A 24,259-nucleotide genomic window follows, 5' to 3' on the forward strand; every position below is an offset into this window, starting at 1 on the left:
GTCATGCGTGCCGCCCGCCTCATCAAGTTGGTCCTGCTCCTCCAGTCGCGTCCGTCGATGACGGCGGCCGAACTGGCGGCGGAGCTGGAGGTGTCGGAGCGGACGATCACGCGGGACGCGCTCGCCCTCTCCGAGGCCGGGGTGCCGGTCTACGCGGAGCGGGGCAGGGCCGGCGGCTACCGGCTCGTCGGCGGCTACCGCACGCGGCTCACGGGGCTCGCGCGCGGTGAGGCGGAGGCCCTGTTCCTGTCCGGACTGCCGGGCGCACTGCGGGACATGGGCCTGGAGGACGCGGCCTCGGCGGCCCGGCTGAAGGTGTCGGCGGCGCTGCTGCCGTCCCTGCGGGACGCGCACGAGTCGGCGGCCCGGCGCTTCCATCTCGACGCGCCCGGCTGGTACCAGGAGCCCGAGACCCCGGAGCTGCTCGCGCCGGTGGCGGAGGCCGTGTGGGACGACCGGTGGGTGTCGGCCCGGTACCGGCGCGGGGACGGCACGGAGGTGGAGCGGGAGCTCGAACCGTACGGCCTCGTCCTGAAGGCGGGCGTCTGGTACGTGTGCGCGCGCTCCGGCTCCGCCTTCCGCACGTACCGGGTGGACCGGTTCACGGCGGTCGCCGTGGGCGAGGAGCGCTTCGACCGGGACCCGGACTTCGACCTGCCCGTCTTCTGGGAGGAGCGGGCGGCGGAGTTCGCCCGGTCGATCCTGCGCGCCGAGGTCGTGGTGCGGCTGACGGAGGCGGGCGCCCGCCGGCTGCCGCACGTCACGGACCGCGCGGCCGCCGGGGAGGCGCTCGCGGCGGGGACCGCCGAGGGCGGCCTGCTGCGGGTCGTCCTGCGGGTGGAGAGCGAGGAGGTCGCCTTCGGTCAGCTGCTCGGCCTCGGCCCGGAGGTGGAGGTACTGGCCCCGGACGCGCTCCGGAAGAGGTTCACGGAGGCGGCCCGGGGCATGGCGGCGCTGTACGGGGAGGGCCGTACTCCCCGTACGGCTCATCGGTAGTCGGCCCCGGACGCCTGTCGGTGGTCGGCCGCGTCCGACCTGTCGGTGGTCGGCCGCGCCCGGCTCATCGGTGGTCGGCCACGTCCGGCTTATCGGTAGTCGGCCACGTCCGGCTTCCCCGTCTCGCCCGCGACGATGAAGCCCCAGGCGTCCGGCCGGGAGCCGTCCGCGTCCGTGAAGCCGTACTCCTTCGCGAGGTCGGCGCTGGAGAGCGACCGGCCGGTCCAGCGGTGCCGGTCGGGGTCGGCGGCGAGGGCGGCGACGGCCCGGCCGACGTACACCGGTGACTCGGAGACGGCGAAGTCGGGGATCTTCGCGGTGGCGTCGCGCCAGTTCTCCTCGGTGACGCCGAAGCCGGCGAGCATCTGCTCCGACCGGAGCCAACCGGGCGTGACGGCGACGGCGGTGCCGCCGAACTCCTCCAGTTCCTTCGCGAGTCCGAAGGCCATCCGGATGGGGGCGTTCTTGGTGAGGTCGTAGTAGAGGTTCTCGCGGAAGCGGGTGGTGTTGTACGCGGCGGTGCCGTCGGTGACCTCGACGACGAGGCCGCCGGGGTTGCGGATGAGCAGCGGGAGCGCGAGGTGCGAGGTGACGGCGTGGGTCTTCACGCCGAGTTCGAGCATCCTGAGGCCGCCGGCGAGGTCGTTCTCCCAGGTCTTCTTCCCGAAGGTGACGAGGTGCTCGCCGCCCCACACGTCGTTGACGAGGACGTCGAGCCGGCCGTGGTCCCGGTCGATCCGCTCGACGAGGGCGCGGACCTGCCCGGGCTCCAGGTGGTCGGTGGGGACGGCGACGCCCTCGCCGCCGGCGGCCGTCACCAGTTCGGCGGTCTCCTCGATGGTCTCGGTGGCGCGGCCGACCTCGCTGAGCTTCTCGCGGGTGGTGCGGCCGGTGACGTACACGGTGGCTCCGGCGGCGCCGAGCTGGACGGCGATGGCCCGTCCGGCGCCCCGGGTGGCCCCGGCGACCAGGCAGATCCGTCCGCGCAGGGGTGTCGTTTCAGTCGTCATGGACCCCAGGCTGACAGGAAAGCACGACATCTTCTGTCCGGATTCGTTTCGGGGTTTCCGGGTGCGTCGGACTCCCCGAGCCACGATGCTGGTGCCGTGATGGACGAGACCGAGTTCTGGGAGCTGATCGACGCCACCCGCGAGGACGCCGAGGGCGACCCCGAGGAGCAGGCCGATCTGCTCGTGGAGCGGCTGACCCGGCTGGACCCCGACTCGGTGCTCGACTACGCGCGCCACTTCGAGGCCCGTTTCAACCGCGCGTACCTCTGGGAGCTGTGGGGGGCGGCGGCGGTGCTCTTCGACGGGGCGGGCGAGGAGACCTTCGACTCGTTCCGCTGCTGGCTGATCGGCCAGGGCCGGGAGGTCTACGAGGGGGGCGTGCACGATCCGGACTCGCTGGCGGAGCTGCTCGGCGACTTCGACGTGGAGATCGACGGGGACGGCGAGGAGATCGGCTTCGCGGCGGACGAGGCGTACGAGGCGCTGACCGGTGCGGAGACGCCCGATCTGGGGATTCCGATGCCGGGCGGGGAGCCGTCGGGCGCGCCCTTCGACCTGGAGGACGACGACGTGCTCGCGGCCCGCTTCCCCCGGCTGTGGGAGCGCTTCGGGACGGTGTGAGGCCCGGGGGCGCGGAGGGAGGGCTCCGCGCCCCGGGTGGTTCAGCCCGGCTGGAGCCGGGGGTTCTCCCGCGCGAGGATCATGTCCGTGCGCGGCTGGAGTGCCGGGAAGAGCTGTTCGGGCTGGGGGATCGCCCAGTACCTGCCCTCCGCGACCATCTCGAAGACGCGTTCGGCGTGCTCCTCGGGCGTGAGCCCGTGCTCGTCGGCCATCGCCTGCAGGTGCCGGCTGAAGGCCGCGATCTCCGGCGGGGCGGTCTCGCCCGGCGGGGCCGCCCTGAAGATCTCGCTCTTGACGGAGCCGGGGGTCACGACGGACACCTGGATCGGGGCGCCCTTCATCTGCATCTCGTGGTGCAGCGACTCGGTGAGGGCGAGCGTGCCGAACTTGGTGACGCTGTACGGGGCCATCAGCGGGCTCGGCAGCATGCCGCCGACCGAGGAGACGTTGACGACCCAGGCCTTCTCGCCGCGCTCCAGCATGCGCGGGACGAAGGCCCGGATGCCGTTGACGTAGCCGCCGATGTTGATCCGGAGCATGGCGTCCCAGCGCTCCGCCGGGATCTCCCAGGAGTAGCCCATGGCCATGATCCCGGCGTTGTTGACGAGCAGGTCGACGACGCCGAACCGGGTGTACGCGGTGTCGGCGAGGGCCTCGACGGAGGCGGGGTCGGCGACGTCGGTCACCACCGCCTCCACCTCGGCGCCGGTGGCCCGGAGTTCCTCGGCGAAGACGGCGAGGCGGTCGGCGGCGATGTCGGCGAGGACCAGCTTCATGCCGAGCCCGGCGGCGTGCCGGGCGAGGCCGGCGCCGATGCCGGAGGAGGCTCCGGTGATGACGGCGGTGCGGCCGTGGAAGACCTCGGCGGCGGTCATCAGAAGTGGGTTCCGCCGTCGATGCGGACCTCGGTGCCGGTGATGAACTGCCCGTCGTCGGAGGCGAGCATCGCGACGACGCCGGCGACGGTCTCGGGGCCGGCGAAGCCCTGGCCGAGGGCGGGGGCGAGCTTCATGAAGAGGGAGAGGTCGGCGTCCTCGGGGAGGCCGGGGCCGACGCTCTGGCGGCTGGCGCCGGTGCCGTCGGTCATGCCGGAGGAGATGGAGCCGGGCTGGACGGCGGTGAAGCGGATGCCCTGCTTGGCGTACTCGGCGGCGAGCGCGTGGGTCATGGACTGGATGCCGCCCTTGCTGGCCGCGTAGGCGGACATGTACGGGTGGGCGAACAGCGCGGAGGTGGAGGAGAAGTTCACGACGGCGGAGCCGTTGCCCTCCAGGAGGGCGGGGATCGCCTCGCGGATCATGAGGAAGGTGCCGGTGAGGTTGATCCGGATCACCTGCTCGAAGGAGTCGAGGCTCGTCTCGTGGGTGTGCGAGGAGCGCAGGATGCCGGCCGCGTTGACCAGCACGTCCAGGCCGCCGAGCGCCTCGACGGCGGCGGCGACGCCGGCCCGTACGGAGGCCTCGTCGCCGACGTTCACGACGGTGGTGGTGAGGCGGTCGGCGGCGTCGCCGGCCTTGGCGACGGTGTCCTTGAGGCCGTCCTCGCTGATGTCGGCGGCGACGACGCGGCCGCCCTCGGCGAGCATGCGCAGGACGGTGGCCTGGCCGATGCCGGAGCCGCCGCCGGTGATGAGGGCGCGGCGTCCTTCGTAACGGGTCAGCTGGTTCATGTCGACAACCTCTCGATGTCAAGCTTTCCGGGGATTGCTGCCACCGTACGCCCGAGTGGCACGTTTTGCCACACCTGCACGTCATGCATGTACGGCAGTCGCGGGCGTACGCTTCACGGGTGAGCACGAAGCCCGAGGGGGCCACGCCCCCCTCCCCCTCGCTGACGGAACGCCGCAAGGCCGCCACCCAGCTGGACATCGCCCGCGCCGCCGCCGAGCTCTTCACCGAGCGCGGACCCGACGGCACCACGGCCGAGGAGATCGCCCAGCGGGCCGGCGTCGCCCTGCGCACCTTCTACCGCTACTTCCGGTCCAAGCAGGACGCCGTCGCCCCGCTCCTCGCGGGCGGCGCCGACCGCTGGCGGCAGCAGCTCGCCGCGACGGAACCGGGCGCCGGCGTGCCCGAGGCCCTGGAGCGCTCGATCGCCGCGTCGCTCACCCCGGAGTCCGCGGCGGCGGAGGAGGGCCTGCGCTGGACGCGCGGACTGCTCCGGGCCGCCGCCGAGGACCCCGCCCTCCGGGCCGTCTGGTACCGGGTCAACCAGGAGTCCGAGGAACGGCTGCGGGAGGTCGTCGCCGGGCTCGCCGGACCGGACGCCGACCCGCTGGAGGTACGGCTCGCGGCGGCGGCGGCCACCGACGCCATCCGGATCGCCCTGGAGAGCTGGGCCGAGACGGACGCCCCGGAGCGCGGGGAGGGCGCCCCGGCCGCCCTCGCGGTCCGCTGCCTGCGCGAACTGATGGGCGGCATGCGGCTGCTGCGGGACGGCTCCTCAGTCGCGTAGCGAGCGGCCCATGAGGACGTCGTCCACGTACGCCCCGTCGAGGAACAGCTCCCCCGGCAGCACGCCCTCGACCGCGAAGCCCTCCGAGGCGTAGAGCGCGCGGGCCGGGGTGTTGTGCGCGAGGACCCGCAGCGTGATCCGGACGGCCCCCTCCGCTCGGGCCCGGTCCATGGCGGCCCGCAGCAGCGCCCGGGCCACGCCCTCGCCCCGGGCGGACCCGGCGACGGCGAGGCCCTGGATCTGGCGGACGTGGGCGGTGGCGGCGAGCGGGGTCGGCGGCACCACCCGGACGTAACCGACGACCGCTCCCCCGCGCACCGCCACCAGGTAGTCCGCGGGCGGATGGCGCTCGTCGAAGAACGGCGCGCCCGGCTCCGGGGCGGGCAGCACCGCGTGGAGCGTCGACCAGGTGGTGCGGTCCAGCTCCGCGAGAGCGGCGTCGTCGTCCTGCACGGCGGTCCGTATCAGCGTCTCCGGCACGATCATGACGGCCACTGTGCCACGCACCCGGCCGGGGAGGGCAGGATGGGGACCATGCAGCGTTCCGCGATCCGCAAGCGTGTCGCCGTCACCGGCGCCTCCGGGCTCATCGGCTCGGCCCTGGTCCGCTCCTTGCGCGCCGACGGCCACGACGTCCTCCGCCTCGTCCGCCGCCCCGCCCGCACCGCCGACGAGGTCGAATGGGACCCGAAGCGGCTGTACGTGGACGCCGCCGGGCTCGTCGGCGTCGACGCCGTCGTGCACCTGGCGGGCGCCGGCGTCGGCGAGCGCCGCTGGACCGAGGCGTATAAGAAGGAGATCCGGGACAGCCGGGTCCTCGGCACCACGGCCGTCGCCCAGGCGCTCGCCTCGCTCGCCGACCCGCCGGAGACGCTCGTCTGCGGCACGGCACTCGGCTGGTACGGGGACACCGGCACGCGCGCCGTGGACGAGAGCGCCCCCGCCGGGACGGGCTTCCTGCCCTCGGTCTGCGTGGAGTGGGAGGCCGCGGCCGCCCCCGCCGAGGAGGCCGGCATCCGGGTCACGTACGCCCGCACGGGCCTGGTGGTGGCCCGCGAGGGCGGCGCCTGGGGACGTCTCTTCCCCGTCTTCCGCGCCGGGGTGGGCGGGCGCATGGGCGACGGCCGCCAGTACTGGTCGTACATCTCCCTCCACGACGAGGTGGCCGCCCTGCGCCACCTCGTCGACACCCCCGGACTCTCCGGTCCGGTGAACCTGACGGCCCCGGAACCGGTCACCAACCGCGAGGTCACCGCGGCGATGGGCCGGGTACTGCGCCGCCCGACCCTCCTCACCGTCCCCGCACCCGCCCTGAAGGTCGTGCTCGGCGACTTCGCCCAGGACGTGCTGGGCAGTCAGCGGGTGCTGCCGGGACGGCTGTTGGAGACCGGCTTCGACTTCGCCTTCCCGACGATCGACGACTCCATCCGGGCGGCACTGCGCTGACACCCCTCCCCCGCGGGGTGCGCTCCCCCGTGCTGCGTGAACCCCGCCGCGCGCGGGCCGACTTCCGGGGAGCCGCTGCCTAGGCTCGATGCCCACCGTTCGAAGACCACCGTTCGATACGAACGCGAACTCGGGCATTCCGGAGGCCTGTCGGGGGCATAACGCCTCCCACCGGCGGCGCCGACCTGGGGAGGGGCACGTGCTCAGTACCGCAACCAGCGCACAGCACAAGGACGTCGTGGAGGCCGTCGACGTCGTCATCGTAGGAGCCGGGACGGCCGGTCTCGCGGCCGCGCACCGGCTGACCGGCGCCGGACTGCAGGTCGCCGTCCTGGAGGCGGAGCCGCGGGTCGGCGGCCGGCTGGCCACCGACCTCGTCGACGGCTTCCTGCTCGACCGGGTGGGCCCGCTGCTCACCCTCTCCCCCGAGGAACTGCGGACCACGCCGGGCCTCGACGGCCTGGAACTCCGCCCCTTCACCCCCGGGGTGCTCGTGCACAGCGACGGGCGGTACGCGCGGTGGGGCGTCCCGCACCCGCGCCGCACGGCCGGCCACCGGGGCGGCGGGGTCCACCGGGGCGTGGGGGGAGCGTTCAGCGTGGCGCGCGCCCTCGCGAGCGCCCCCCGGAATCCGGCCGCCTCGCTCGACCAGGCGCGCCTCGGCGCCTCGCTCGTGCGGCTCGCCGCGACACCGGCGCAGCGGCTGCTCGCCCGGCCCGAACGGACCGCCCGGGAGGCCCTGACCTCCCGGCTCCCCGCCCGGACCGTGCAGGGCGTGCTGCGGCCCCTGCTCGCGGCGCTCCTCGCCGACCCGGACCTCGGCATGTCGAGCCGTCAGGCGGACCTGGCGCTCCGGGCCTTCGCCCGGGGGCGGCCGGCCGTCCCCGAGGGCGGTGCGGCGGCGCTCCCCGAGCGGCTCGCCGCCGCGCTGCCGCCGGGCACGGTCCGCACCGGCGTCCGGGTCACGGACGTGTCCGTGACCCGGGTCGCGACGGCCGGGCACGGCGTGTTCGGCTGCCGCTCGGTCCTCCTGGCCACGGGTGCGCGCACGGCGGCGGAACTGCTGCCGGGACTCCGCGTCCCCGCCTTCCACCCGGTCACGGTCCTCCACCACACGGCGCCCGTGGCGCCCGCCTCGGACCCGACCCTGCTCCTGGAGTCCGACCCGGGCGGCCCGGTCGCCCACACGGCGGTGATGAGCGCCGTCGACCCGACCCGGGCGCCCGCCGGTCGGGTCCTCGTCACCTCCACGGTCCTCGGCACACCCCCGGACGACACGGAACGCCGGGTCCGCAAGCACCTGGCCACGCTGTACGGGACGTCCACGGACGACTGGGAGCTCCTGGCCCTCCACCACACCCGGGAGGCGGTCCCGGCGATGCCGCCGCCGCACGACGCGCACCGGCCGGTGCGGCTGCTGGCGGGCCTGTACGTGTGCGGCGACCACCGCGACACGTCCACGGTGTCGGGCGCGCTCACGTCGGCCCGCCGCGCGACGTCCGCCCTCCTGACGGACCTGGACGCCCACCCACCCGTGTCGGCCCCGAACGCGGCAGCCTGAGACCCGCCCCCGCCGCAGCGGGCACGCGCCCCGCTGCGGGCCCCTCGGGGGCGTCAGCCGATCGCGGCCACTCGGTCGCGGTACGTGCGGGCCGCCGCCGCGTCGCGGTACGGCTCCAGGCGCCGCTCGAAGTCCCGGACGTACTCGACCGCCCGCGCGGACCGCATCTCGGAGGCCTGTTGCGCCGCCTCCGCGCCCAGCGCGCACGCCTGGTCCAGTTCGCCGAGGGCCAGCCGGGAGGTGGCGAGGACGACCCGGCAGAAGAGGCGGCTGCGGGCGAAGCCGGGCGCCCTGAGCTGGAGGGCGCGTTCGGCGTGCTGGGCGGCGGGCCGGTACTGCTGGAGGTCCCGGTGGCAGTGCCCGAGCTCGTCGGCGAGCTGCGCCTCGTCGAAGTGGCGGGCCCAGTAGGGGACCTCGTCGCCGGGCCGGGCCGCCTCCAGGGCCCGCTCGGCGCGGACCAGTGCGGCGCTGCACGCGCGCGCCTCGCCGAGGACCGCGTGCCCCCGCGCCTCGACGGCGTGCAGCATCGCCTGGACGACGGGCGGCGCGGCGGGCCCGACGCCCTGCTGGGCGACCCGGGCGAGCTGCACGGCCTCCCGCCCGTGGCCGAGGTAGACGGCCTGGCAGCTCATGGTGAGGAGCACGTACGAGCCGTAGGCCCGGTCCCCGGCGGCCTGGGCGAGGCGCAGCGCCTGGACGAAGTAGCGCTGGGCGAGGCCGTGCGCGGCGATGTCGTACGAGGTCCAGCCCGCGAGCCGGGTGAGGTCGGCGGCCGCGGCGAAGAGGCGGCGCCCGGTGCTCTCCCCGTACGTGCCGCGCAGCATGGGTTCGGCCTCGTGCTCCAGGTACCGGACCAGGGCCTGCCGGGCGTGCCCGCCGCCGTAGGCGTGGTCGAGGGTGCGGAAGAGTTCGCCGACGGAGCGGAGGGCGGCGATGTCGCCGCTGGAGACGCGCTGCCCGGGGCCCCTGTCCGTACCGCGCTGGCGGGGGACGGAGAAGCGGCTCTGGGGCGGGACCCGGGGGTCGTGCGCGGCCGCTCCGGCGGCGGCGCGGGGCGCGGCGGGGGCGGGCTCGCCGCGGGCGACCCGGTCGTCGGCGCGGCCGATCAGCCAGTCGCGGCTGGGGACGACGAGCCCGGCGGGGGTGAAGGCGATCTTGCGGAGTTCGGCGTGGCTGCCGGAGTCCTTGCGCCACAGGCCGCTGACGATGTCGACGGCCTCCTCGGGGGTGGCGGCGAACTCCAGGCCCGCGTAGACGGGCGCGCAGGCGTCGAGGCCGAGGTCCTGGGCGGAGAGGCGGCGGCCGAGGCGGCGGGTGAAGACCTCGGCGATGAGGGCGGGGGTGGTACCGCGCGGCTGCTGACCGCGGAGCCAGCGGGTCACGGAGGTCTTGTCGTACCGCAGGTCGAGCCCGTGTTCCAGACCGAGCTGGTCGACCCGTCTGGCGAGCCCCGCGTTCGAGAACCCCGCTTCGGCGATGAGCGCGGCGAGCTGGCGGTTCGGGATGCGCTGCGGTGGTCGTTCCGTCATCAGCTGTGCGGTCTCCTGCCTTCCGGGTCCGGGCGGCAGTCCCGGTCGGACCCTCATGGAACGGCGTGAATTTAGCGGTCCACACGGCCCGTACCGCCACCTTCGCCCCACATTCATCCGATCGTGTGAGGATTGACGGCGTCGCTGACGTAGGCGCCCCCGTCCACCTGCCGGAGGAGTGTCCGCCGCGCCGCCGTACAGTGGCATGGGCGCGAATGACGCATGGTGCCGCGCCGGCCCGGGATGATCCCCGGTCCCCGGCTCCCGGCACCCAGGAGGAGGCATGGCCGTGAGTGAGCTGCGATTCGTCCGCCTTGGGTTCGGCGAGGAAGCCGTCGACTACCAGGTGGCCTGGGACAAGCAGCGCGAGGTGCACGCCGCGCGGTTCGCCGACGAGATCGTCGACACCTGTCTGCTCCTCGAGCACCCGCCGGTCTACACGGCCGGGCGGCGTACTCAGGAGAACGAGCGGCCCCTCGACGGGACGCCGGTCGTGGACGTCGACCGCGGCGGGAAGATCACCTGGCACGGCCCCGGCCAGCTGGTCGGGTATCCGATCATGAAGCTGCCCCGTCCGGTGGACGTCGTCGCGCACGTGCGCCGCCTGGAGGAGGCCCTGATCCTCACCGCCGCCGAGTTCGGCGTGGCGACGACGCGGGTCGAGGGCCGCAGTGGCGTGTGGGTGCTCGGCGACCCGGTCGAGCAGCGCCCGGCGATCGGCGGGCTCTCCCTCGACTTCGACCCGCGGCTGACCGACGAGGAGTTCGACCCGCGGCTGAACGGCCCCGAGTACGCCCCGTCCAACGCCGGCCAGCGCCGCGAGGACCGGAAGCTGGCCGCCATCGGCATCCGGGTCGCCAAGGGCGTCACGATGCACGGCTTCTCGTTCAACGTGAACCCGGACAACGCCTGGTTCGACCGGATCATCCCGTGCGGCATCCGCGACGCGGGTGTCACCTCGCTCGCCAACGAGCTGGGCCGGGACCTCACGATCGAGGAGGTGCTCCCGGTCGTGGAGAGGCACCTGCGGGACGTCCTGGAGAACGCGGAGCTGAAGCCGCGGGAGGTCGAGCGCGCGAGCGCGGGCCAGGGCGAGAACGTGGAGGAGCGGGCCCCGGAGCCCGCCTCGGCCTGAGGAATGCCGGCCTCTGGCCATGGGTTGGCCAGACGGAGAAGCAAGGCATGGAAGCAACGGGCGTACCCTGGTGTACGCCGAAGAATCGAAGCTACAGGAGCCGATGTGTCCGCAGTCGCACCCGACGGACGCAAGATGCTGCGCCTGGAGGTCCGGAACGCCCAGACCCCCATCGAGCGCAAGCCCGAGTGGATCAAGACCCGCGCGAAGATGGGGCCCGAGTACACGAAGATGCAGGGCCTCGTGAAGAGCGAGGGGCTGCACACGGTCTGCCAGGAGGCGGGCTGTCCCAACATCTTCGAGTGCTGGGAGGACCGCGAGGCGACCTTCCTCATCGGCGGTGACCAGTGCACCCGGCGCTGCGACTTCTGCCAGATCGACACGGGCAAGCCCGAGGCGCTGGACCGTGACGAGCCGCGCCGCGTGGGCGAGTCGGTCGTCACGATGGACCTGAACTACGCCACGATCACGGGCGTCGCGCGCGACGACCTGGAGGACGGCGGCGCCTGGCTGTACGCGGAGACCGTGCGCCAGATCCACCAGCAGACGGCGGAGCGCGCCGACGGCCGGACCAAGGTCGAGCTGCTCGCCCCCGACTTCAACGCGGTGCCGGAGCTCCTCAAGGAGGTCTTCGACTCGCGCCCCGAGGTCTTCGCGCACAACGTCGAGACCGTCCCGCGCATCTTCAAGCGGATCCGTCCGGGCTTCCGTTACGAGCGTTCCCTGGACGTCATCACCCAGGCCCGCGACTACGGCCTGGTCACGAAGTCGAACCTGATCCTCGGCATGGGCGAGACCCGCGAGGAGATCAGCGAGGCGCTCCAGCAGCTGCACGACGCGGGCTGCGAGCTCATCACGATCACGCAGTACCTGCGCCCCTCGGTCCGCCACCACCCCGTGGAGCGCTGGGTGAAGCCGCAGGAGTTCGTGGAGCTGAAGGAGGAGGCCGACGAGATCGGCTTCTCCGGCGTGATGTCGGGCCCGCTGGTCCGTTCCTCGTACCGCGCGGGCCGGCTGTACCAGCAGGCGATCGAGAAGCGCGGCGCGGTGGACAACGCCACGCAGGCGGTCTGAGGCCGCCCCACGCCGTGTGAATCGGCGCACAAGTAGTTACTGGCCAGTAGTGGCCGGATCCGGTGCGGTCCGTACGACCCCGCAGCTCAGCGGGGACGTGCGGACCGCACGGTCGTTCCCGGCTCGCCCGACCGGCCGCATCAACGTTTCATCAGTGTTTGACCACCGGGTCACGCCCTGGTAACACCGATCTGTGAGCCTGGTTTCACTCACCGCCACCACCCGCTCACACCCCCGCCTCGTCTCACCCGCAATCGAGGGAGGACCCCGTATGCCGGCCGCATCGACGCACGTCCGCGTCACCGCGATCCCGTCCGTCACCGACGCCCTGAAGGCCGTGGAGGCCCTGCTCCTGGGCGCCGGCCAGCGCACCGCCCGGCGCAACGCCTGGAATTCCGTCCTGGAGGACCGCCGCCGCGCCAAGGACCGGGTCGAGGCCCAGCACGTGATGGAGGTCGCGTCCGGTCGGGCTTCCCGGGCCACGTAAACTTCAGGACATGGCGAGGAAGGCAAACACGGGCAGCGCTGACGCTGCGAACCCAGGGCGGCTCAAGCAGATCGCCCTCACGTACCAGATGACCCGGAAGGCGGACCCGAAGGTCGGTCTGGTCGTCGCGGGCGTGGGCATCGTCGTACTCGGTGTCCTCCTCGGGATCGGCTTCCTCATCGGTCATCCGGTCTACCTGGGCATCCTGGGCTTCGTCCTGGGGCTCCTGGCGGCGGCCATCATCTTCGGACGGCGTGCCGAGCGCGCGGCCTTCGGTCAGATGGAGGGCCAGCCGGGCGCGGCGGCCGCGGTGCTGCAGAACGTCGGGCGCGGCTGGACGACGACCCCCGCGGTCGCGATGAACCGCAGCCAGGACGTCGTGCACCGCGCGGTCGGCCGGGCCGGCATCGTGCTGGTGGCCGAGGGCAACCCGAACCGGGTCAAGACCCTGCTCGCGGCCGAGAAGAAGCGGATGAACCGCGTCGTGGTGGACGTGCCGGTGCACGACCTCATCGTCGGCGACGGCGAGGGCCAGGTGCCGCTCAAGAAGATCCGTACGACCATGCTCAAGATGCCCCGCGTGCTCACCGGCCCGCAGGTCACCGCGGCCAACGACCGGCTGCGGGCGATGGGCGACCTGATGAGCAACATGCCGCTGCCCAAGGGCCCCATGCCGAAGGGCATGCGGATGCCGCGCGGCGGAAAGACGCGCTGACGACCAGCCCCACCCATGAGCGCGAGAAAGGCCCCGGACCGCGCGGTCCGGGGCCTTTCTCGTGCGCGTGGGTCAGATCCGCACCTGGACGGCGCCGGAGAGGCGGTCGTGGAGGCCGCGGCCGTCGCGGTCCCAGACGAGGGCCGGGATCGCCAGGCAGACGAGCAGGGAGCGCAGCGCCACCCGGAACAGGCCCAGGCGCCCGCCCCGCACGGAGACGACCCGCAGGCCGAAGAGCCGCTTGCCGGGCGTGAAGCCGACGGTGCCGACCGTCAGGACGCCGAGCACGAACAGGATGACGAGCGCCCAGTTGCCCGTCGCCTGGTTGTAGCCGTCGGTGATCAAGCCGTATGCGATCAGGATGCAGAGGGCCCAGTCGACGGCGAGGGCGCCGAGGCGCCGCCCGGGGCGGGCGATCGAGCCGGGACCCTCCTCGGGCAGCCCGAGCTGCTCACCGCGGTAACCGAAGTCGACGCCTGCGTCCTCGGCCGCCGCGCGGGGGCCGGAGAGCCAAGATCCGAGTGCTTGCCTGTTGTCCACCCGACCACGGTACTGCGCCCGTTTTTGATCACTTCGGCCCGGGTCGGAGTACGGCTGCCGGACGGCGTAGGCACACCCGGCCCGGTTAACTTCGACGAAACAATTGGGTCATGCTTGAGAAATCCCGCCTGCCTATGGTCGGGTCCAGCGTGTGCCACCGCACTGGCCGCACGACCGCTGCAGACCCCGCCCCTCCCCGGGCCGGGAGTAGGAGGAGTGGGATGTCCCAGAACAACGGGTTCCAGAACGCCGACGAGGTCCAGAAGTTCATCAAGGACAACGACGTCAAGATGGTCGACGTCCGGTTCTGTGACCTTCCGGGTGTGATGCAGCACTTCACGATCCCGGCGACGGCCTTCGACCCGTCCGAGGAGCTCGCGTTCGACGGCTCGTCGATCCGCGGCTTCCAGGCCATCCACGAGTCCGACATGGCGCTCCGCGCCGACCTGTCGACCGCGCGCGTCGACCCCTTCCGCCGCGACAAGACGCTGAACATCAACTTCTTCATCCACGACCCGATCACGGGCGAGGCCTACAGCCGCGACCCGCGGAACATCGCGAAGAAGGCCGAGACGTACCTCGCCTCCACCGGCATCGCCGACACCGCCTACTTCGGCCCCGAGGCCGAGTTCTACGTCTTCGACTCGGTGCGCTTCGAGACCTCGGCGAACCAGGGCTTCTACCACATCGACTCCGAGGCGGGCGCCTGGAACACCGGTGCGGAGGAGAACAACCGCGGCTACAAGGTCCGCTACAAGGGCGGCTACTTCCCGGCCCCGCCGGTCGACCACTTCGCCGACCTGCGCTCGGAGATGTCCCTGGAGCTGGAGAACGTCGGCCTCCAGGTCGAGCGCCAGCACCACGAGGTCGGCACCGCCGGCCAGGCCGAGATCAACTACAAGTTCAACACGCTGCTCGCCTCGGCCGACGACCTGATGCTGTTCAAGTACATCATCAAGAACGTCGCCTGGCGGAACGGCAAGACCGCGACCTTCATGCCGAAGCCGATCTTCGGCGACAACGGCTCGGGCATGCACGTCCACCAGTCGCTGTGGGCGAACGGCGACCCGCTGTTCTACGACGAGACGGGCTACGCGGGCCTCTCGGACACCGCCCGCTACTACATCGGCGGCATCCTCAAGCACGCCCCGTCGCTGCTCGCCTTCACCAACCCGACGGTGAACTCGTACCACCGCCTGGTCCCGGGCTTCGAGGCCCCGGTCAACATGGTGTACTCGCAGCGCAACCGCTCCGCCGCCATGCGCATCCCGATCACGGGCTCGAACCCGAAGGCCAAGCGCGTCGAGTTCCGTGCGCCGGACCCGTCCTCGAACCCGTACCTCGCCTTCTCGGCGCTGCTCCTCGCGGGCCTCGACGGCATCAAGAACAAGATCGAGCCGGCGGAGCCGATCGACAAGGACCTGTACGAGCTGGCTCCGGAGGAGCACGCGAACGTCCAGCAGGTCCCGACCAACCTGGAGGCCGTCCTCCACGCCCTCGAGGACGACAACGAGTACCTCCAGGCCGGCGGCGTCTTCACCTCGGACCTCATCGAGACCTGGATCGACTACAAGCGCACCAACGAGATCGCCCCGATCCAGCTCCGCCCGCACCCGCACGAGTTCGAGCTCTACTTCGACCTCTAGGCCGTACCGCGCGAGCGAGGTTCTTCCGAGGCCCGTCGTCCCCTTCGAGGGGGCGGCGGGCCTCGCCGTTTTCCGGCCAAGATCACGAGAGTGCGAACAGCTGACGAACTATCGTCCGTACCTGCGAGTAAGGGGTTCACTCTCCGCGACCGGCCGATAGCGTGTCGTCGTCGCTGCCGCCACACCCGGAGCACTGGGCTCCGCTGGGACTAGTTGGCGCGATGAGGACTTCCTACGTGACTCAGGCGGCCTTCGCCCCTGCAGAGACGCTCCGACTCCAGCCGTACACCGATCACTGCCGCGTCATCGCCGACGAGGGCGCGCACGTGGTCATCGGCGTCTCCCCGGGAAACAGTTACTTCACCGCCCAGCGGCTGCGCGAGCTGACGCGCTGGGGCTTGGACCACTTCGAACAGGTCGATCTCGTCTACACCGATCTGCATGTCGCCGACATGTACGAGGCACTGGGGTACGCGGCCGACGAGGCGCGCCGCAAGGCCGTCAAGAACCTGCGGGGGGTGCGGGCGAAGGTCGGGACGGCCGTCGCCGAGGCCGATCCCACGGGCGTACGGGTACGGGCCCGCGGGATGTCGGAGTTCGGTGACGTCCCCGCCTACCGCGAGCTGCACCGCCGGGTGCTCGACGCGGTGGCGGCAGACCCCGTGGTGCGGGAGACCTGCGACGCGCTGACCGGCATCTTCCTGGCCGGGAAGCTGGCGCCGGGACAGCGGACCGACGAGCGGCAGCGCGAGGTGTGCCGGGCGTACATCTGCGCCGAGGTGCCGCTGTTCCTGGACACGCCCGCGATCCTCGGGGTGCCGTCCTCACTCAACTGCTACCACCAGGCACTGCCGTTGGCCGACCTGCTGTACGGGCGGGGGCCGGGACTCCGGGCCTCCCGCAACCAGGGCCACGGCATCCTCACCCCCATCGGAACCCCCGTCGAAGGAGCCGCGCGATGAGCGTCGCCGTCACGAACCCGCCGGCCTTCCCCTTCGACTGGGACGGGACCCGGCTGCCCGCCGAGATCGACGCGCTGCGCGCCGAACCCGTCCGCAGGGTCCGCACCATCGCCGGGGCCGACGCCTGGCTGGTCTCCTCGTACGAACTGTGCAGACAGGTCCTGGATGACCCCAGGTTCAGCCTGAAGGACACCTCGGCCCCGGGAGCGCCCAGACAGTACGCGCTGACGATCCCGCCGCACGTGGTGAACAACATGGGCAACATCACCGGGGCCGGGCTGCGCAAGGCCGTCATGAAGGCGATCAACCCCAAGGCGCCCGGCCTTGAGGAGTGGCTGCGGGCGCGGGCCGGGACCCTGGTGGACGCGCTCGTCGCCGAGGGGGCGCCCGGGGAACTGCGGAGCGCCTACGCCGATCCGTACTCGACGGGGCTGCACTGCCGGATGCTGGGCATCCCGGAGGAGGACGGACCCCGGCTGCTGCGCAGCCTGGACGTGGCCTTCATGAACGCACCCCGCGAGATCGAGGCGGCCCGGCTCCACTGGGACCGGGACATCGCCTACATGACCGAGCGCCTGGACGACCCGGCGACGGGCGGGCTGATGGCGGAGCTCGCGGCGCTGCGCGAGGATCCCGACTACGCGCACCTGACGGACGAGATGCTGGCGACGGTGGGCGTGACCCTCTTCGGCGCCGGGGTGATCTCCACCGCCGGGTTCCTGGCGATGGCGCTCGTGTCGGTACTGACCCGGCCCGACGTACGGGAGGCCCTGACCGCCGGCGGCGCGCACGGGGTCGCCGGGGCCATGGACGAACTGCTGCGGGTGAACCTGTCGATCGGCGACGGGCTGCCGCGGATCGCCCTGGAGGACGTACGCCTCGGCGAGGTCGAGGTGCCGGCCGGTGACCTCGTCCTGGTGCTCGTGGAGGCCGCGAACCACGATCCGGAGCACTTCCCGGACCCGCTGTCCTTCCGGCCGGACCGGGAGAACGCCGCCGACCACCTCTCCTTCGGTGGCGGGCGGCACTACTGCCCGGCGACGGCGCTCGGCAAGCGGCACGCCGAGATCGCCCTGGAGACGCTCCTCGACCGGCTGCCGGGGCTGCGGCTCGCGGTGCCGGTCGAGCAGCTGGTGTGGCGCACCAACTTCATGAAGCGGCTCCCCGAACGGCTGCCGGTGGCCTGGTAGCGGGCGGGATCCGGTGACGGCGCTGCCCGGCACGGGCCGGGCAGCGCCCCTCGGGTGTCAGCGGCCGTAGCGGATCAGGGCCCGGACCATCCGGCAGGTGGTGTCCGAGGGCGGGTGGATCCCGATGGTCTCGGCCGTCGTGCGTATCGTCGCGTTCGTCGCCTTCGACGGGACGTAGACGCCGGCGTCGAGGAGCGCGATCGCGAGGCGCATGGCCTTCAGACGGCGGTTGTGCGAGACGTACCACTCGCGGGGGCGGCCCGCGGGCAGCGGCTTCCTCTGGAGCGGCTTCCAGGGTTCGAGGGACGGCGTCCGGATCACGGCGAGAGCCATGGGCTACCTCCTGGCGAACGGTGGAGTGCGGGCCCTCCCCGGGACCCTCACCTTCACCCCCTATTTTAGAGACCCCCACTGACAATCGCCCCTGGCCAGATGGGGTTTGGGGGGTGGTGGAGAGAGCCTTGGGGGGTACCGTGGGGGCCATGGAGATCTGGATCAACCCCGCCTGTTCCAAGTGCCGCAGCGCCCTCACCCTCCTCGACGCGGAGGGCGCCGAATACACCGTGCGGCGCTACCTGGAGGACGTGCCGAAGCCCGAGGAGATCCGGGCCGTGCTCGACCGGCTCGGGCTCGAACCCTGGGACATCACGCGGACCCAGGAGGCCGACGCCAAGGAGCTCGGCGTGAAGGACTGGCCCCGGGACGACGCGAACCGCGAACGCTGGATCGAGGCCCTCTCGGCGCACCCCAGGCTGATCCAGCGGCCCATCATCACGGCGGAGGACGGCACGGCCGTCGTCGGCCGCACCGAGGAGGCCGTGCGGGACGCGCTGTCCCGCTGAGGGGAGGTCACCGGCGTGCTCGGGAACGATCTGCACCTGGAGCTCGGTGCCGGCGGCGGCCGGCGGGCCGCGCTCGTCCTGGCCCTGCGCGAGGCCGTCCGCGAGGGCCGGCTCGCCCCCGGGACGCGGCTGCCGCCCTACCGCTCGCTCGCCGCCGACCTCGGGATCGCCCGCAACACCGTCGCCGACGCGTACGCCGAGCTGGTCGCCGAAGGGTGGCTGACGTCCCGCCAGGGCTCCGGCACCCGGGTCGCCGACCGCGTCGCCGCGCCCGCCCCCGGGCCCGTGCGGCCGGCCGCGCCGCCGCCCCTCCCGTACGACCTCGTCCAGGGCAGGCCCGACCCCGGCGCCTTCCCGCGCGGCCCCTGGCTCGCCTCCGTCCGGCGGGCCCTCACCGAGGCGCCGCACGAGGCCTTCGCGACCCGCGACCCGCACGGCCGCGTCGAACTGCGCCGGGCGCTCGCCGAGTACCTCGCGCGCGTGCGGGGCGTCCGCACCTCACCCGACCGGATCGTGGTCTGCTCCGGCGCCGGGCACGCCCTGCGGCTGCTCGCGCGGGTCCTCGGCACCGAGCGCCCCTGGGCCGTCGAGGCGTACGGGCTGCCCTTCCACCGGGGCCTCCTCGCCGAGGCCGGGGTCCGCACCGTGCCGGTGGGCGTCGACGAGGACGGGGCCCTGCCCGGGGAGCTCCCGCCGGAGGCCGGCGCCGTACTGCTCACGCCCGCCCACCAGTTCCCCACCGGCGGGCCCCTGCACCCCGAGCGGCGGGCCGGCGTCCTGGAGTGGGCGCGGCGCTCCGGCGGGCTCGTGGTGGAGGACGACTACGACGGGGAGTTCCGATACGACCGCCGGCCCGTGGGCGCCGTCCAGGGCCTCGACCCCGAACGGACCGTCCTCCTCGGCTCCGTCAGCAAGAGCCTCTCCCCCGCGCTGCGGCTCGGCTGGATGTGCCCGCCGGCCTCGCTCGTGGACCGGGTCGTCGCCGCGAAGGGCGCGCGCGAGCCGTACGCCTCGGCCACGGAGCAGCTCACCCTCGCCGACTTCCTCGGCTCCGGCGCGTACGACCGGCACGTCCGCGGCATGCGGCGCCGCCACCGGGAACGGCGCGACCGGCTGGCCGCCGTGCTCGCCGCACGGGTGCCGGAGGTACGGGTGACGGGGATCGCCGCCGGTCTGCACGCCGTCCTCGAACTGCCCCCCGGCACGGAACGCGCGGTGCTCGCCGCGGCCTCCCGGCACGGGGTCGCCACCGAGGGCCTGGCCTCCTACCGCCACCCCGATGCCCGGGGCCCCGCCCGCCCGGACGGCCTGGTCGTCGGCTACGCCACCCCGCCGGAACGGCTGTACGGGGCGGCCCTGGACGCCCTGTGCGAGGCCCTCGCGGAAGGCCTCAAGGGGCAGCGCCCGGCTTCTTCGTCATGACCCGCTCGTCACCCGCACCGCCGTCAGGCGCGGGCCGCACGCTGCTCCGCCTCCGTCAGGATCTCCGTGATCCGGAGGCCGAAACGGGCGTCGCAGGCGTGGGGTTCGCCCGTGCGGGCGGCCGTGACGAGGGCGTCCACGGCGGCGGCGAACGCCCCCACCGCGCCGTCCCAGCGGGGCATGTCGGCCCGGCCCCCGGAGCCGTGGAACGTGAGGGCCGCCTCCGCCGCCTCCGGGGGCGCGCTCAGGGTGAGCGTGGCCGTGCTGCTCGCCCCCGAGGCGTGGCGCAGCACCAGGTGGTGGGTGTCGTCCGGGCCGGGCGCGGCGGTGATGCCGGTGACGTCGCCGAGGACCGGCAGGTAGACGGAGAGGACGTGCGGGCCGACGTCCCACAGGCCGCCCTTCTCCCGCCGCCAGGGCGAGGCCGCGTACGCGCTGGCGGAGCCGGGGCCGTAGAGCGAACCCAGCCAGTGGGCCTCGCCGAGGAACCAGCCGCCCGCGGCCGCCTGCTCGTCGATCCAGCGGGCCGTCGGCTCCGCGAACCGCAGGGTGCAGAAGACGACCGAGGCGACCCCGGCCGCCTCGACCGCCCCGGCCACCTCGCGGGCGAGCGGCACGGTCGTGGCGACCGGCTTGTCGAGCAGGACGTGGCATCCGGCGGCCGCGGCGCGGACGGCGAGGGGGGCCTGGACGTCGGGCGGGAGGGCCAGGGCGACGGCGTCGCTCGCGGCGAAGAGGGCGTCCACGTCCTCGTACGCGCGCGTGCCGGACGCGGCGGCGAGCGCCGCTGCCGCCTCGGGGCGCCTGCCCCACACCCCGCTGAACTCGACACCGGGATGCCCGGCGATCGCGGGCGCGTGCGTACGGGCGGCCCAGGGACCGGTGCCGAGGAGTCCGATGCGGGGCTTCACGCCGAGGTTCTTCGCCATGCCCCCAGTCTGCCGGGCACCACCGACAGGCCGCGGTGGCGGTACCGCCACCGGGGCTCGCGCTGGACGAGCGGGGTGCGCCGGCCCCCGTATACGACGGGGAGGGCTTCGCGGGACCCCGGGTGTCGGCCCGCCACACCTCCTGCCGTGCGGCGGCTGCGCGACGATCGGAAAAGCTGAGTAACACGGGGTTCACAAACGGGCAACCGACGGGAAATCCCGTGTTGCCAAGCTGCGGTCGAACACACACCGCGCAGTCAGCGCAGAGACCGCAGCTTCTCGCAGTGCCGCGAGCCGCAGCGGAAACCCGCAGCAGCACGCCAAAGGATGAGACCCGTGACCTTCAAGGCTGAGTACATCTGGATCGACGGCACCGAGCCGACCGCGAAGCTTCGCTCCAAGACGAAGATCATCGCCGGTGAGGGCCTCGCGCTCGACGAGCTGCCGATCTGGGGCTTCGACGGTTCCAGCACGAACCAGGCCAAGGGCCACGCCTCGGACCGCGTCCTCAAGCCGGTCTTCGTCTGCCCGGACCCGATCCGCGGCGGCAACGACGTCCTGGTGCTGTGCGAGGTCCTCAACACGGACATGACGCCGCACGAGACCAACACGCGTGCCGCGCTGGCCGAGGTCGCCACCCGTTACGCCGCTCAGGAGTCGATCTTCGGCATCGAGCAGGAGTACACCTTCTTCGAGGGCACCCGTCCGCTCGGCTTCCCGGTCAACGGCTTCCCGGCCGCTCAGGGTGGCTACTACTGCGGCGTCGGCGCGGACGAGATCTTCGGCCGCCCGGTCGTCGAGGCGCACCTGGAGAACTGCCTCAAGGCCGGTCTCGGCATCTCCGGCATCAACGCCGAGGTCATGCCCGGCCAGTGGGAGTTCCAGGTCGGCCCGCTGGCCCCGCTGGAGGTCTCGGACCAGCTGTGGATCGCCCGCTGGCTGCTCTACCGCACGGCCGAGGACTTCAACGTCTCGGCGACGCTCGACCCGAAGCCGGTGAAGGGCGACTGGAACGGCGCGGGCGCGCACACCAACTTCTCCACGAAGGCGATGCGCGAGGGCTACGACGCGATCATCACCGCGTGCGAGTCGCTGGGCCAGGGCTCGAAGCCGCTCGACCACGTCAAGAACTACGGCGCCGGCATCGACGAGCGCCTGACGGGTCTGCACGAGACCGCCCCGTGGGACGAGTACTCCTACGGCGTCTCGGACCGCGGCGCCTCGGTCCGCATCCCGTGGCAGGTCGAGCAGGACCAGAAGGGCTACATCGAGGACCGCCGCCCGAACGCGAACGTGGACCCGTACGTGGTGACCCGCCTCATCGTGGACACCTGCTGCGAGGCCCTGGAGAAGGCCGGCCAGGTCTGATCCGCACCGCTTCCCGCACCAACGCCTGAGGGGCGCCCACCGTTTCACACGGTGGGCGCCCCTCTCGTCATGTGGGATGGACGACACGGATTCCGGGCGCCGGAGGGTCGTCGGGGGCATTCCCTTCTGGTTCAATAGGGATATGGCCATCAAGCAGAACGACACCGCGACGGGTCGCCACGACCTCGAGCCGTTCTGGCCTTCCCGGCAGCACCACGACTTCGACCGGTGCTGTCGACGCGTGAGGAACGCGTCGGCCCTCTAACGCCCCGATCGGTACGCTCCGATCCCGGCCTTCGGCCGCACGCGCACGACGTACGAGACCTCTCCGTCCGTTCCCCGCGCGAAAGAGCTGACCTGCCATGGCCCACACCCAGAGCGCTTCCCTCACGGCCGTCCGTCCCGGCCGGCACCGACTGCGTGCCGTCGATCCGAACGAGGTCGTCGACTTCTCCCAGGTGGCGGACTTCCTGCCGCCCGGCGCCACCCTGCTGCCCGCGCCGCAGCACGCGCTGCCGACGCTGCCGGGGCGCCCGCCGATGGTCGGGTACCTCGTCCTCGTCCCGGCCGACCAGCAGCCGCACCTGCCCGTGGCCCCCGCCCCCGTCACGGCGCCCGTCGCCGCGGAGGAGCAGGGTCCGGTCACCATCGACGGCGTCCAGCGGATCGCCCTCGTGAACGGAGAGGCGCTGGACCTGACCTACCTCGAGTTCGAGCTGCTCGCCCATCTGGTGGCACACCCCCACCGGGTGCACACCCGCGACCAGTTGGTCACGACGGTGTGGGGGTACGGGCACGTGGGCGACGGCCGGACCGTCGACGTGCACGTGGCCCGGCTGCGCCGCAAGCTGGGCGCCGAGCACCGCCACACGATCCAGACCGTGCGGCGGGTCGGCTACAAGTACACCCCCTGATCAGGCGGTTGTGCGGGACCCCGACCTCACCTTCGCCGTCAGGGCGAGGGTGAGGTCGACCGCCAGGAACAGCAGCAGGCTCAGACCGAGCAGCGGGACGAACCAGCCGACGAGCGCCGTCGCCGCCGCGAGCGGCAGCAGCAGCGTCACGGGGACCCTCCGCCACGACCCGCGCGCCACCGGGCGGCCCGGGCGGCGCAGCCACCACATGCGGTAGCCCCAGAGGATCAGCAGGACCAGGGCGAGCGCGAGGGCCGCGAGGGCCAGCTGGTTGAACAGCCCCAGGAACACGCCGGTGTGCGCGTCGATCCCCGTGCGGGTGAGCTTCGCGAGCAGCGGATAGTCGCTGAACCGCAGTCGGTCGAGGACCGTGCCGTCCGTCGGGTTCAGCGCCACCGAGTCCAGCTCGACGGGGAACTGGGTGTCGGTCTCCTTGACCACGTACCCCTTGCCCTCGGCGGGGAGCACGACCGAGATCCGCGGGCTGTCGATGCCCGCCGCGCGGGCCGCGTCGACCGCCTTGTCGAGGCCGATGTCCGGGCCCTGCGGGGTCGTCCCGCCGTGGTGCGCGCCGCCGTGGCCCTCGTGCTCGGCACCGGGGTTCGCGCCCGCCGAGAGGGTGGGCGTCGCGCCGCCGAGACCGTCCTGGACGGTGCCGATGTTCTCGCCCGCGTACCGCGACCAGGTCAGACCGGTCGCGGAGAGCAGGACCAGGCCCAGCGCCGCCCACAGGCCGACCGAGCCGTGCCAGGAGAGCGTGCGGCGGCGGGACTTCGGGCCCCGCTCGGGCAGGACGAGGGCGCGGCGGTTCTTCCGGCGGCGGCCGACCCAGAGCAGCACACCGCCCAGCGCGATCACCCACAGCCAGCTCGCGGCGAGTTCGCTGTAGTTGCGGCCGGGCTCGCCGAGGTGCAGATCGCGGTGGAGGCCGTCGATCCAGGTGCGCAGCGGGAGGGCACCGGAGCTGCCGTAGCTGGGCAGCTGTCCGCGTACGTCACCTGTGTACGGGTCGACGAAGACGGCCAGCGAGGTGTCCTCGGGGACGTCGGGGTCGGCCATCAGGACCCGGGTGGTCGCGCCGGGTTCGGCGCCGGGCCAGACGGCGGTGGCGGTGCCGTTCGGGTTGGCCTCGCGGGCGATGTCGACCTGCCGGGAGAGCGGCAGGGTGGTGTCGCCGACGGGGACCTCCAGTTCGTGCGCGTACACGACCTTCTCCGCCTGGAAGGAGAGCGCGTAGAGCAGACCGCTGACGGCGGCCACGAGGAGGAAGGGGGCGACGAGGACGCCCGCGTAGAAGTGGAGGCGCAGGACGAGGGGGCGCAGGGCGCTCCAGGTGCCGGGCCGGGTGGGGGTCTTCGATGACGGTGGCGCTTCGGAACCGGGAGTTTCCGGGCGCGCGAGATCGTCGATGGTCATGA

At 73.1% G+C, this 24,259-nt stretch carries 25 protein-coding genes; 16 read left to right on the forward strand and 9 right to left on the reverse strand.

Annotated features, from left to right (window positions below; all coding sequences use genetic code 11):
- Nucleotides 1-3 precede the first annotated feature (3 nt).
- Nucleotides 4-996 carry a helix-turn-helix transcriptional regulator gene (locus ACN9MM_RS11455; protein WP_426363513.1) on the forward strand — a complete coding sequence of 331 codons (993 nt, stop codon included), beginning with the start codon at nucleotides 4-6 and terminating at the stop codon, nucleotides 994-996.
- Between the two features lie 89 nt (nucleotides 997-1,085).
- On the opposite strand, the gene ACN9MM_RS11460 is transcribed toward ACN9MM_RS11455, so the two are convergent.
- Complete coding sequence (locus tag ACN9MM_RS11460; RefSeq protein ID WP_426363514.1) at nucleotides 1,086-2,006, reverse strand: SDR family oxidoreductase; 921 nt, start codon at nucleotides 2,004-2,006, stop codon at nucleotides 1,086-1,088.
- Between the two features lie 99 nt (nucleotides 2,007-2,105).
- Between ACN9MM_RS11460 and ACN9MM_RS11465 the strand changes: the two genes are divergently transcribed.
- The gene (locus tag ACN9MM_RS11465; RefSeq protein WP_426368719.1) at nucleotides 2,106-2,627 is read left to right on the forward strand and encodes a DUF4240 domain-containing protein; all 522 of its coding nucleotides are present in this window, start codon (nucleotides 2,106-2,108) and stop codon (nucleotides 2,625-2,627) included.
- Between the two features lie 41 nt (nucleotides 2,628-2,668).
- Here the strand turns inward: ACN9MM_RS11465 and ACN9MM_RS11470 are convergent, their stop codons facing one another.
- Both ACN9MM_RS11470 and ACN9MM_RS11475 read right to left on the reverse strand, forming a co-directional pair.
- Nucleotides 2,669-3,502: an SDR family NAD(P)-dependent oxidoreductase gene (locus ACN9MM_RS11470; RefSeq protein WP_426363515.1), complete on the reverse strand. Its 834-nt coding sequence runs from the start codon at nucleotides 3,500-3,502 to the stop codon at nucleotides 2,669-2,671.
- A complete protein-coding gene (locus ACN9MM_RS11475) occupies nucleotides 3,502-4,296 on the reverse strand; it encodes an SDR family NAD(P)-dependent oxidoreductase (RefSeq protein ID WP_426363516.1) in 795 nt (264 codons plus the stop codon). The genes ACN9MM_RS11470 and ACN9MM_RS11475 overlap by 1 nt, the downstream gene beginning before the upstream one ends.
- Before the next feature lie 119 nt (nucleotides 4,297-4,415).
- Here ACN9MM_RS11475 and ACN9MM_RS11480 point away from each other — a divergent pair, with 119 nt between their 5' ends.
- On the forward strand, nucleotides 4,416-5,081 hold the full coding sequence (locus ACN9MM_RS11480) for a TetR/AcrR family transcriptional regulator (RefSeq protein ID WP_426363517.1): 666 nt from the start codon (nucleotides 4,416-4,418) through the stop codon (nucleotides 5,079-5,081).
- On the opposite strand, the gene ACN9MM_RS11485 is transcribed toward ACN9MM_RS11480, so the two are convergent.
- Complete coding sequence (locus ACN9MM_RS11485; RefSeq protein WP_426363518.1) at nucleotides 5,070-5,567, reverse strand: GNAT family N-acetyltransferase; 498 nt, start codon at nucleotides 5,565-5,567, stop codon at nucleotides 5,070-5,072. The two genes, ACN9MM_RS11480 and ACN9MM_RS11485, sit on opposite strands and share 12 nt — an antisense overlap.
- Nucleotides 5,568-5,606: 39 nt before the next feature.
- Between ACN9MM_RS11485 and ACN9MM_RS11490 the strand changes: the two genes are divergently transcribed.
- Both ACN9MM_RS11490 and ACN9MM_RS11495 read left to right on the forward strand, forming a co-directional pair.
- Nucleotides 5,607-6,527 (forward strand): TIGR01777 family oxidoreductase, encoded by a 921-nt coding sequence (locus ACN9MM_RS11490; protein WP_426363519.1) that lies wholly within the window; start codon nucleotides 5,607-5,609, stop codon nucleotides 6,525-6,527.
- 199 nt (nucleotides 6,528-6,726) lie between these two features.
- A complete protein-coding gene (locus ACN9MM_RS11495) occupies nucleotides 6,727-8,088 on the forward strand; it encodes an NAD(P)/FAD-dependent oxidoreductase (RefSeq protein WP_426363520.1) in 1,362 nt (453 codons plus the stop codon).
- A 53-nt stretch (nucleotides 8,089-8,141) separates the two neighbouring features.
- Here ACN9MM_RS11495 and ACN9MM_RS11500 read toward each other — a convergent pair whose 3' ends face one another.
- A complete protein-coding gene (locus ACN9MM_RS11500) occupies nucleotides 8,142-9,617 on the reverse strand; it encodes a regulator (protein WP_426363521.1) in 1,476 nt (491 codons plus the stop codon).
- Nucleotides 9,618-9,906: 289 nt separating this feature from the next.
- Here ACN9MM_RS11500 and lipB point away from each other — a divergent pair, with 289 nt between their 5' ends.
- From lipB to ACN9MM_RS11520, 4 genes are all read left to right on the forward strand, one after another.
- Nucleotides 9,907-10,752 (forward strand): lipoyl(octanoyl) transferase LipB, encoded by an 846-nt coding sequence (lipB, locus tag ACN9MM_RS11505; protein ID WP_426363522.1) that lies wholly within the window; start codon nucleotides 9,907-9,909, stop codon nucleotides 10,750-10,752.
- A 105-nt stretch (nucleotides 10,753-10,857) separates the two neighbouring features.
- Nucleotides 10,858-11,826 carry a lipoyl synthase gene (gene lipA / locus ACN9MM_RS11510; protein ID WP_189802162.1) on the forward strand — a complete coding sequence of 323 codons (969 nt, stop codon included), beginning with the start codon at nucleotides 10,858-10,860 and terminating at the stop codon, nucleotides 11,824-11,826.
- A 271-nt stretch (nucleotides 11,827-12,097) separates the two neighbouring features.
- Nucleotides 12,098-12,313, forward strand: coding sequence for a hypothetical protein (locus tag ACN9MM_RS11515; protein ID WP_041128875.1), 216 nt, complete (start codon nucleotides 12,098-12,100; stop codon nucleotides 12,311-12,313).
- Nucleotides 12,314-12,323: 10 nt separating this feature from the next.
- On the forward strand, nucleotides 12,324-13,028 hold the full coding sequence (locus ACN9MM_RS11520; protein ID WP_426363523.1) for a DUF4191 domain-containing protein: 705 nt from the start codon (nucleotides 12,324-12,326) through the stop codon (nucleotides 13,026-13,028).
- 72 nt (nucleotides 13,029-13,100) lie between these two features.
- Here ACN9MM_RS11520 and ACN9MM_RS11525 read toward each other — a convergent pair whose 3' ends face one another.
- Complete coding sequence (locus tag ACN9MM_RS11525; protein WP_426363524.1) at nucleotides 13,101-13,568, reverse strand: RDD family protein; 468 nt, start codon at nucleotides 13,566-13,568, stop codon at nucleotides 13,101-13,103.
- 221 nt (nucleotides 13,569-13,789) lie between these two features.
- Here ACN9MM_RS11525 and glnA point away from each other — a divergent pair, with 221 nt between their 5' ends.
- The 3 genes from glnA (at nucleotide 13,790) to ACN9MM_RS11540 (ending at nucleotide 17,366) form a co-directional block, all read left to right on the forward strand.
- Nucleotides 13,790-15,214 (forward strand): type I glutamate--ammonia ligase, encoded by a 1,425-nt coding sequence (gene glnA / locus ACN9MM_RS11530; protein WP_382870247.1) that lies wholly within the window; start codon nucleotides 13,790-13,792, stop codon nucleotides 15,212-15,214.
- A 236-nt stretch (nucleotides 15,215-15,450) separates the two neighbouring features.
- Entirely contained in the window at nucleotides 15,451-16,176 is a 726-nt protein-coding gene (locus tag ACN9MM_RS11535; RefSeq protein WP_426363525.1) for a tRNA-dependent cyclodipeptide synthase, read from the forward strand.
- Entirely contained in the window at nucleotides 16,173-17,366 is a 1,194-nt protein-coding gene (locus tag ACN9MM_RS11540; RefSeq protein ID WP_426363526.1) for a cytochrome P450, read from the forward strand. Before ACN9MM_RS11535 ends, ACN9MM_RS11540 begins: the two co-directional genes overlap by 4 nt.
- Before the next feature lie 57 nt (nucleotides 17,367-17,423).
- Here ACN9MM_RS11540 and ACN9MM_RS11545 read toward each other — a convergent pair whose 3' ends face one another.
- The gene (locus tag ACN9MM_RS11545) at nucleotides 17,424-17,699 is read right to left on the reverse strand and encodes a hypothetical protein (protein ID WP_189802157.1); all 276 of its coding nucleotides are present in this window, start codon (nucleotides 17,697-17,699) and stop codon (nucleotides 17,424-17,426) included.
- Between the two features lie 149 nt (nucleotides 17,700-17,848).
- On the opposite strand from ACN9MM_RS11545, the gene ACN9MM_RS11550 reads away from it, so the two are divergent.
- Together ACN9MM_RS11550 and ACN9MM_RS11555 are read left to right on the forward strand one after the other, a co-directional pair.
- A complete protein-coding gene (locus ACN9MM_RS11550) occupies nucleotides 17,849-18,208 on the forward strand; it encodes an arsenate reductase family protein (RefSeq protein ID WP_426363527.1) in 360 nt (119 codons plus the stop codon).
- Between the two features lie 15 nt (nucleotides 18,209-18,223).
- The gene (locus ACN9MM_RS11555; RefSeq protein WP_426363528.1) at nucleotides 18,224-19,630 is read left to right on the forward strand and encodes a PLP-dependent aminotransferase family protein; all 1,407 of its coding nucleotides are present in this window, start codon (nucleotides 18,224-18,226) and stop codon (nucleotides 19,628-19,630) included.
- A 23-nt stretch (nucleotides 19,631-19,653) separates the two neighbouring features.
- Here ACN9MM_RS11555 and ACN9MM_RS11560 read toward each other — a convergent pair whose 3' ends face one another.
- A complete protein-coding gene (locus tag ACN9MM_RS11560; RefSeq protein WP_426363529.1) occupies nucleotides 19,654-20,559 on the reverse strand; it encodes a Gfo/Idh/MocA family protein in 906 nt (301 codons plus the stop codon).
- 336 nt (nucleotides 20,560-20,895) lie between these two features.
- Between ACN9MM_RS11560 and glnII the strand changes: the two genes are divergently transcribed.
- Both glnII and ACN9MM_RS11570 read left to right on the forward strand, forming a co-directional pair.
- Entirely contained in the window at nucleotides 20,896-21,927 is a 1,032-nt protein-coding gene (gene glnII / locus ACN9MM_RS11565) for a glutamine synthetase (RefSeq protein ID WP_426363530.1), read from the forward strand.
- A 362-nt stretch (nucleotides 21,928-22,289) separates the two neighbouring features.
- Nucleotides 22,290-22,841 carry a winged helix-turn-helix domain-containing protein gene (locus ACN9MM_RS11570; RefSeq protein ID WP_426363531.1) on the forward strand — a complete coding sequence of 184 codons (552 nt, stop codon included), beginning with the start codon at nucleotides 22,290-22,292 and terminating at the stop codon, nucleotides 22,839-22,841.
- Here the strand turns inward: ACN9MM_RS11570 and ACN9MM_RS11575 are convergent, their stop codons facing one another.
- Nucleotides 22,842-24,257: a PepSY-associated TM helix domain-containing protein gene (locus tag ACN9MM_RS11575; protein WP_426363532.1), complete on the reverse strand. Its 1,416-nt coding sequence runs from the start codon at nucleotides 24,255-24,257 to the stop codon at nucleotides 22,842-22,844.
- Between the last annotated feature and the right edge of the window lie 2 nt (nucleotides 24,258-24,259).

Origin of the sequence: Streptomyces sp. E-08 (assembly GCF_049913095.1) — a bacterium.
In the GTDB taxonomy this organism is placed as follows: domain Bacteria; phylum Actinomycetota; class Actinomycetes; order Streptomycetales; family Streptomycetaceae; genus Streptomyces.

Bases quoted from the DNA above. Each gene is read 5' to 3' on its own strand.
- ACN9MM_RS11455 (WP_426363513.1), top strand. From the start codon at position 4: ATGCGTGCCGCCCGCCTCATCAAGTTGGTCCTGCTCCTCCAGTCGCGT.
- ACN9MM_RS11460 (WP_426363514.1), bottom strand. From the start codon at position 2,006: ATGACGACTGAAACGACACCCCTGCGCGGACGGATCTGCCTGGTCGCC.
- ACN9MM_RS11465 (WP_426368719.1), top strand. From the start codon at position 2,106: ATGGACGAGACCGAGTTCTGGGAGCTGATCGACGCCACCCGCGAGGAC.
- ACN9MM_RS11470 (WP_426363515.1), bottom strand. From the start codon at position 3,502: ATGACCGCCGCCGAGGTCTTCCACGGCCGCACCGCCGTCATCACCGGA.
- ACN9MM_RS11475 (WP_426363516.1), bottom strand. From the start codon at position 4,296: ATGAACCAGCTGACCCGTTACGAAGGACGCCGCGCCCTCATCACCGGC.
- ACN9MM_RS11485 (WP_426363518.1), bottom strand. From the start codon at position 5,567: ATGATCGTGCCGGAGACGCTGATACGGACCGCCGTGCAGGACGACGAC.
- ACN9MM_RS11490 (WP_426363519.1), top strand. From the start codon at position 5,607: ATGGGGACCATGCAGCGTTCCGCGATCCGCAAGCGTGTCGCCGTCACC.
- ACN9MM_RS11500 (WP_426363521.1), bottom strand. From the start codon at position 9,617: ATGACGGAACGACCACCGCAGCGCATCCCGAACCGCCAGCTCGCCGCG.
- ACN9MM_RS11515 (WP_041128875.1), top strand. From the start codon at position 12,098: ATGCCGGCCGCATCGACGCACGTCCGCGTCACCGCGATCCCGTCCGTC.
- ACN9MM_RS11520 (WP_426363523.1), top strand. From the start codon at position 12,324: ATGGCGAGGAAGGCAAACACGGGCAGCGCTGACGCTGCGAACCCAGGG.
- glnA (WP_382870247.1), top strand. From the start codon at position 13,790: ATGTCCCAGAACAACGGGTTCCAGAACGCCGACGAGGTCCAGAAGTTC.
- ACN9MM_RS11540 (WP_426363526.1), top strand. From the start codon at position 16,173: ATGAGCGTCGCCGTCACGAACCCGCCGGCCTTCCCCTTCGACTGGGAC.
- ACN9MM_RS11545 (WP_189802157.1), bottom strand. From the start codon at position 17,699: ATGGCTCTCGCCGTGATCCGGACGCCGTCCCTCGAACCCTGGAAGCCG.
- ACN9MM_RS11550 (WP_426363527.1), top strand. From the start codon at position 17,849: ATGGAGATCTGGATCAACCCCGCCTGTTCCAAGTGCCGCAGCGCCCTC.
- ACN9MM_RS11560 (WP_426363529.1), bottom strand. From the start codon at position 20,559: ATGGCGAAGAACCTCGGCGTGAAGCCCCGCATCGGACTCCTCGGCACC.
- ACN9MM_RS11570 (WP_426363531.1), top strand. From the start codon at position 22,290: ATGGCCCACACCCAGAGCGCTTCCCTCACGGCCGTCCGTCCCGGCCGG.
- ACN9MM_RS11575 (WP_426363532.1), bottom strand. From the start codon at position 24,257: ATGACCATCGACGATCTCGCGCGCCCGGAAACTCCCGGTTCCGAAGCG.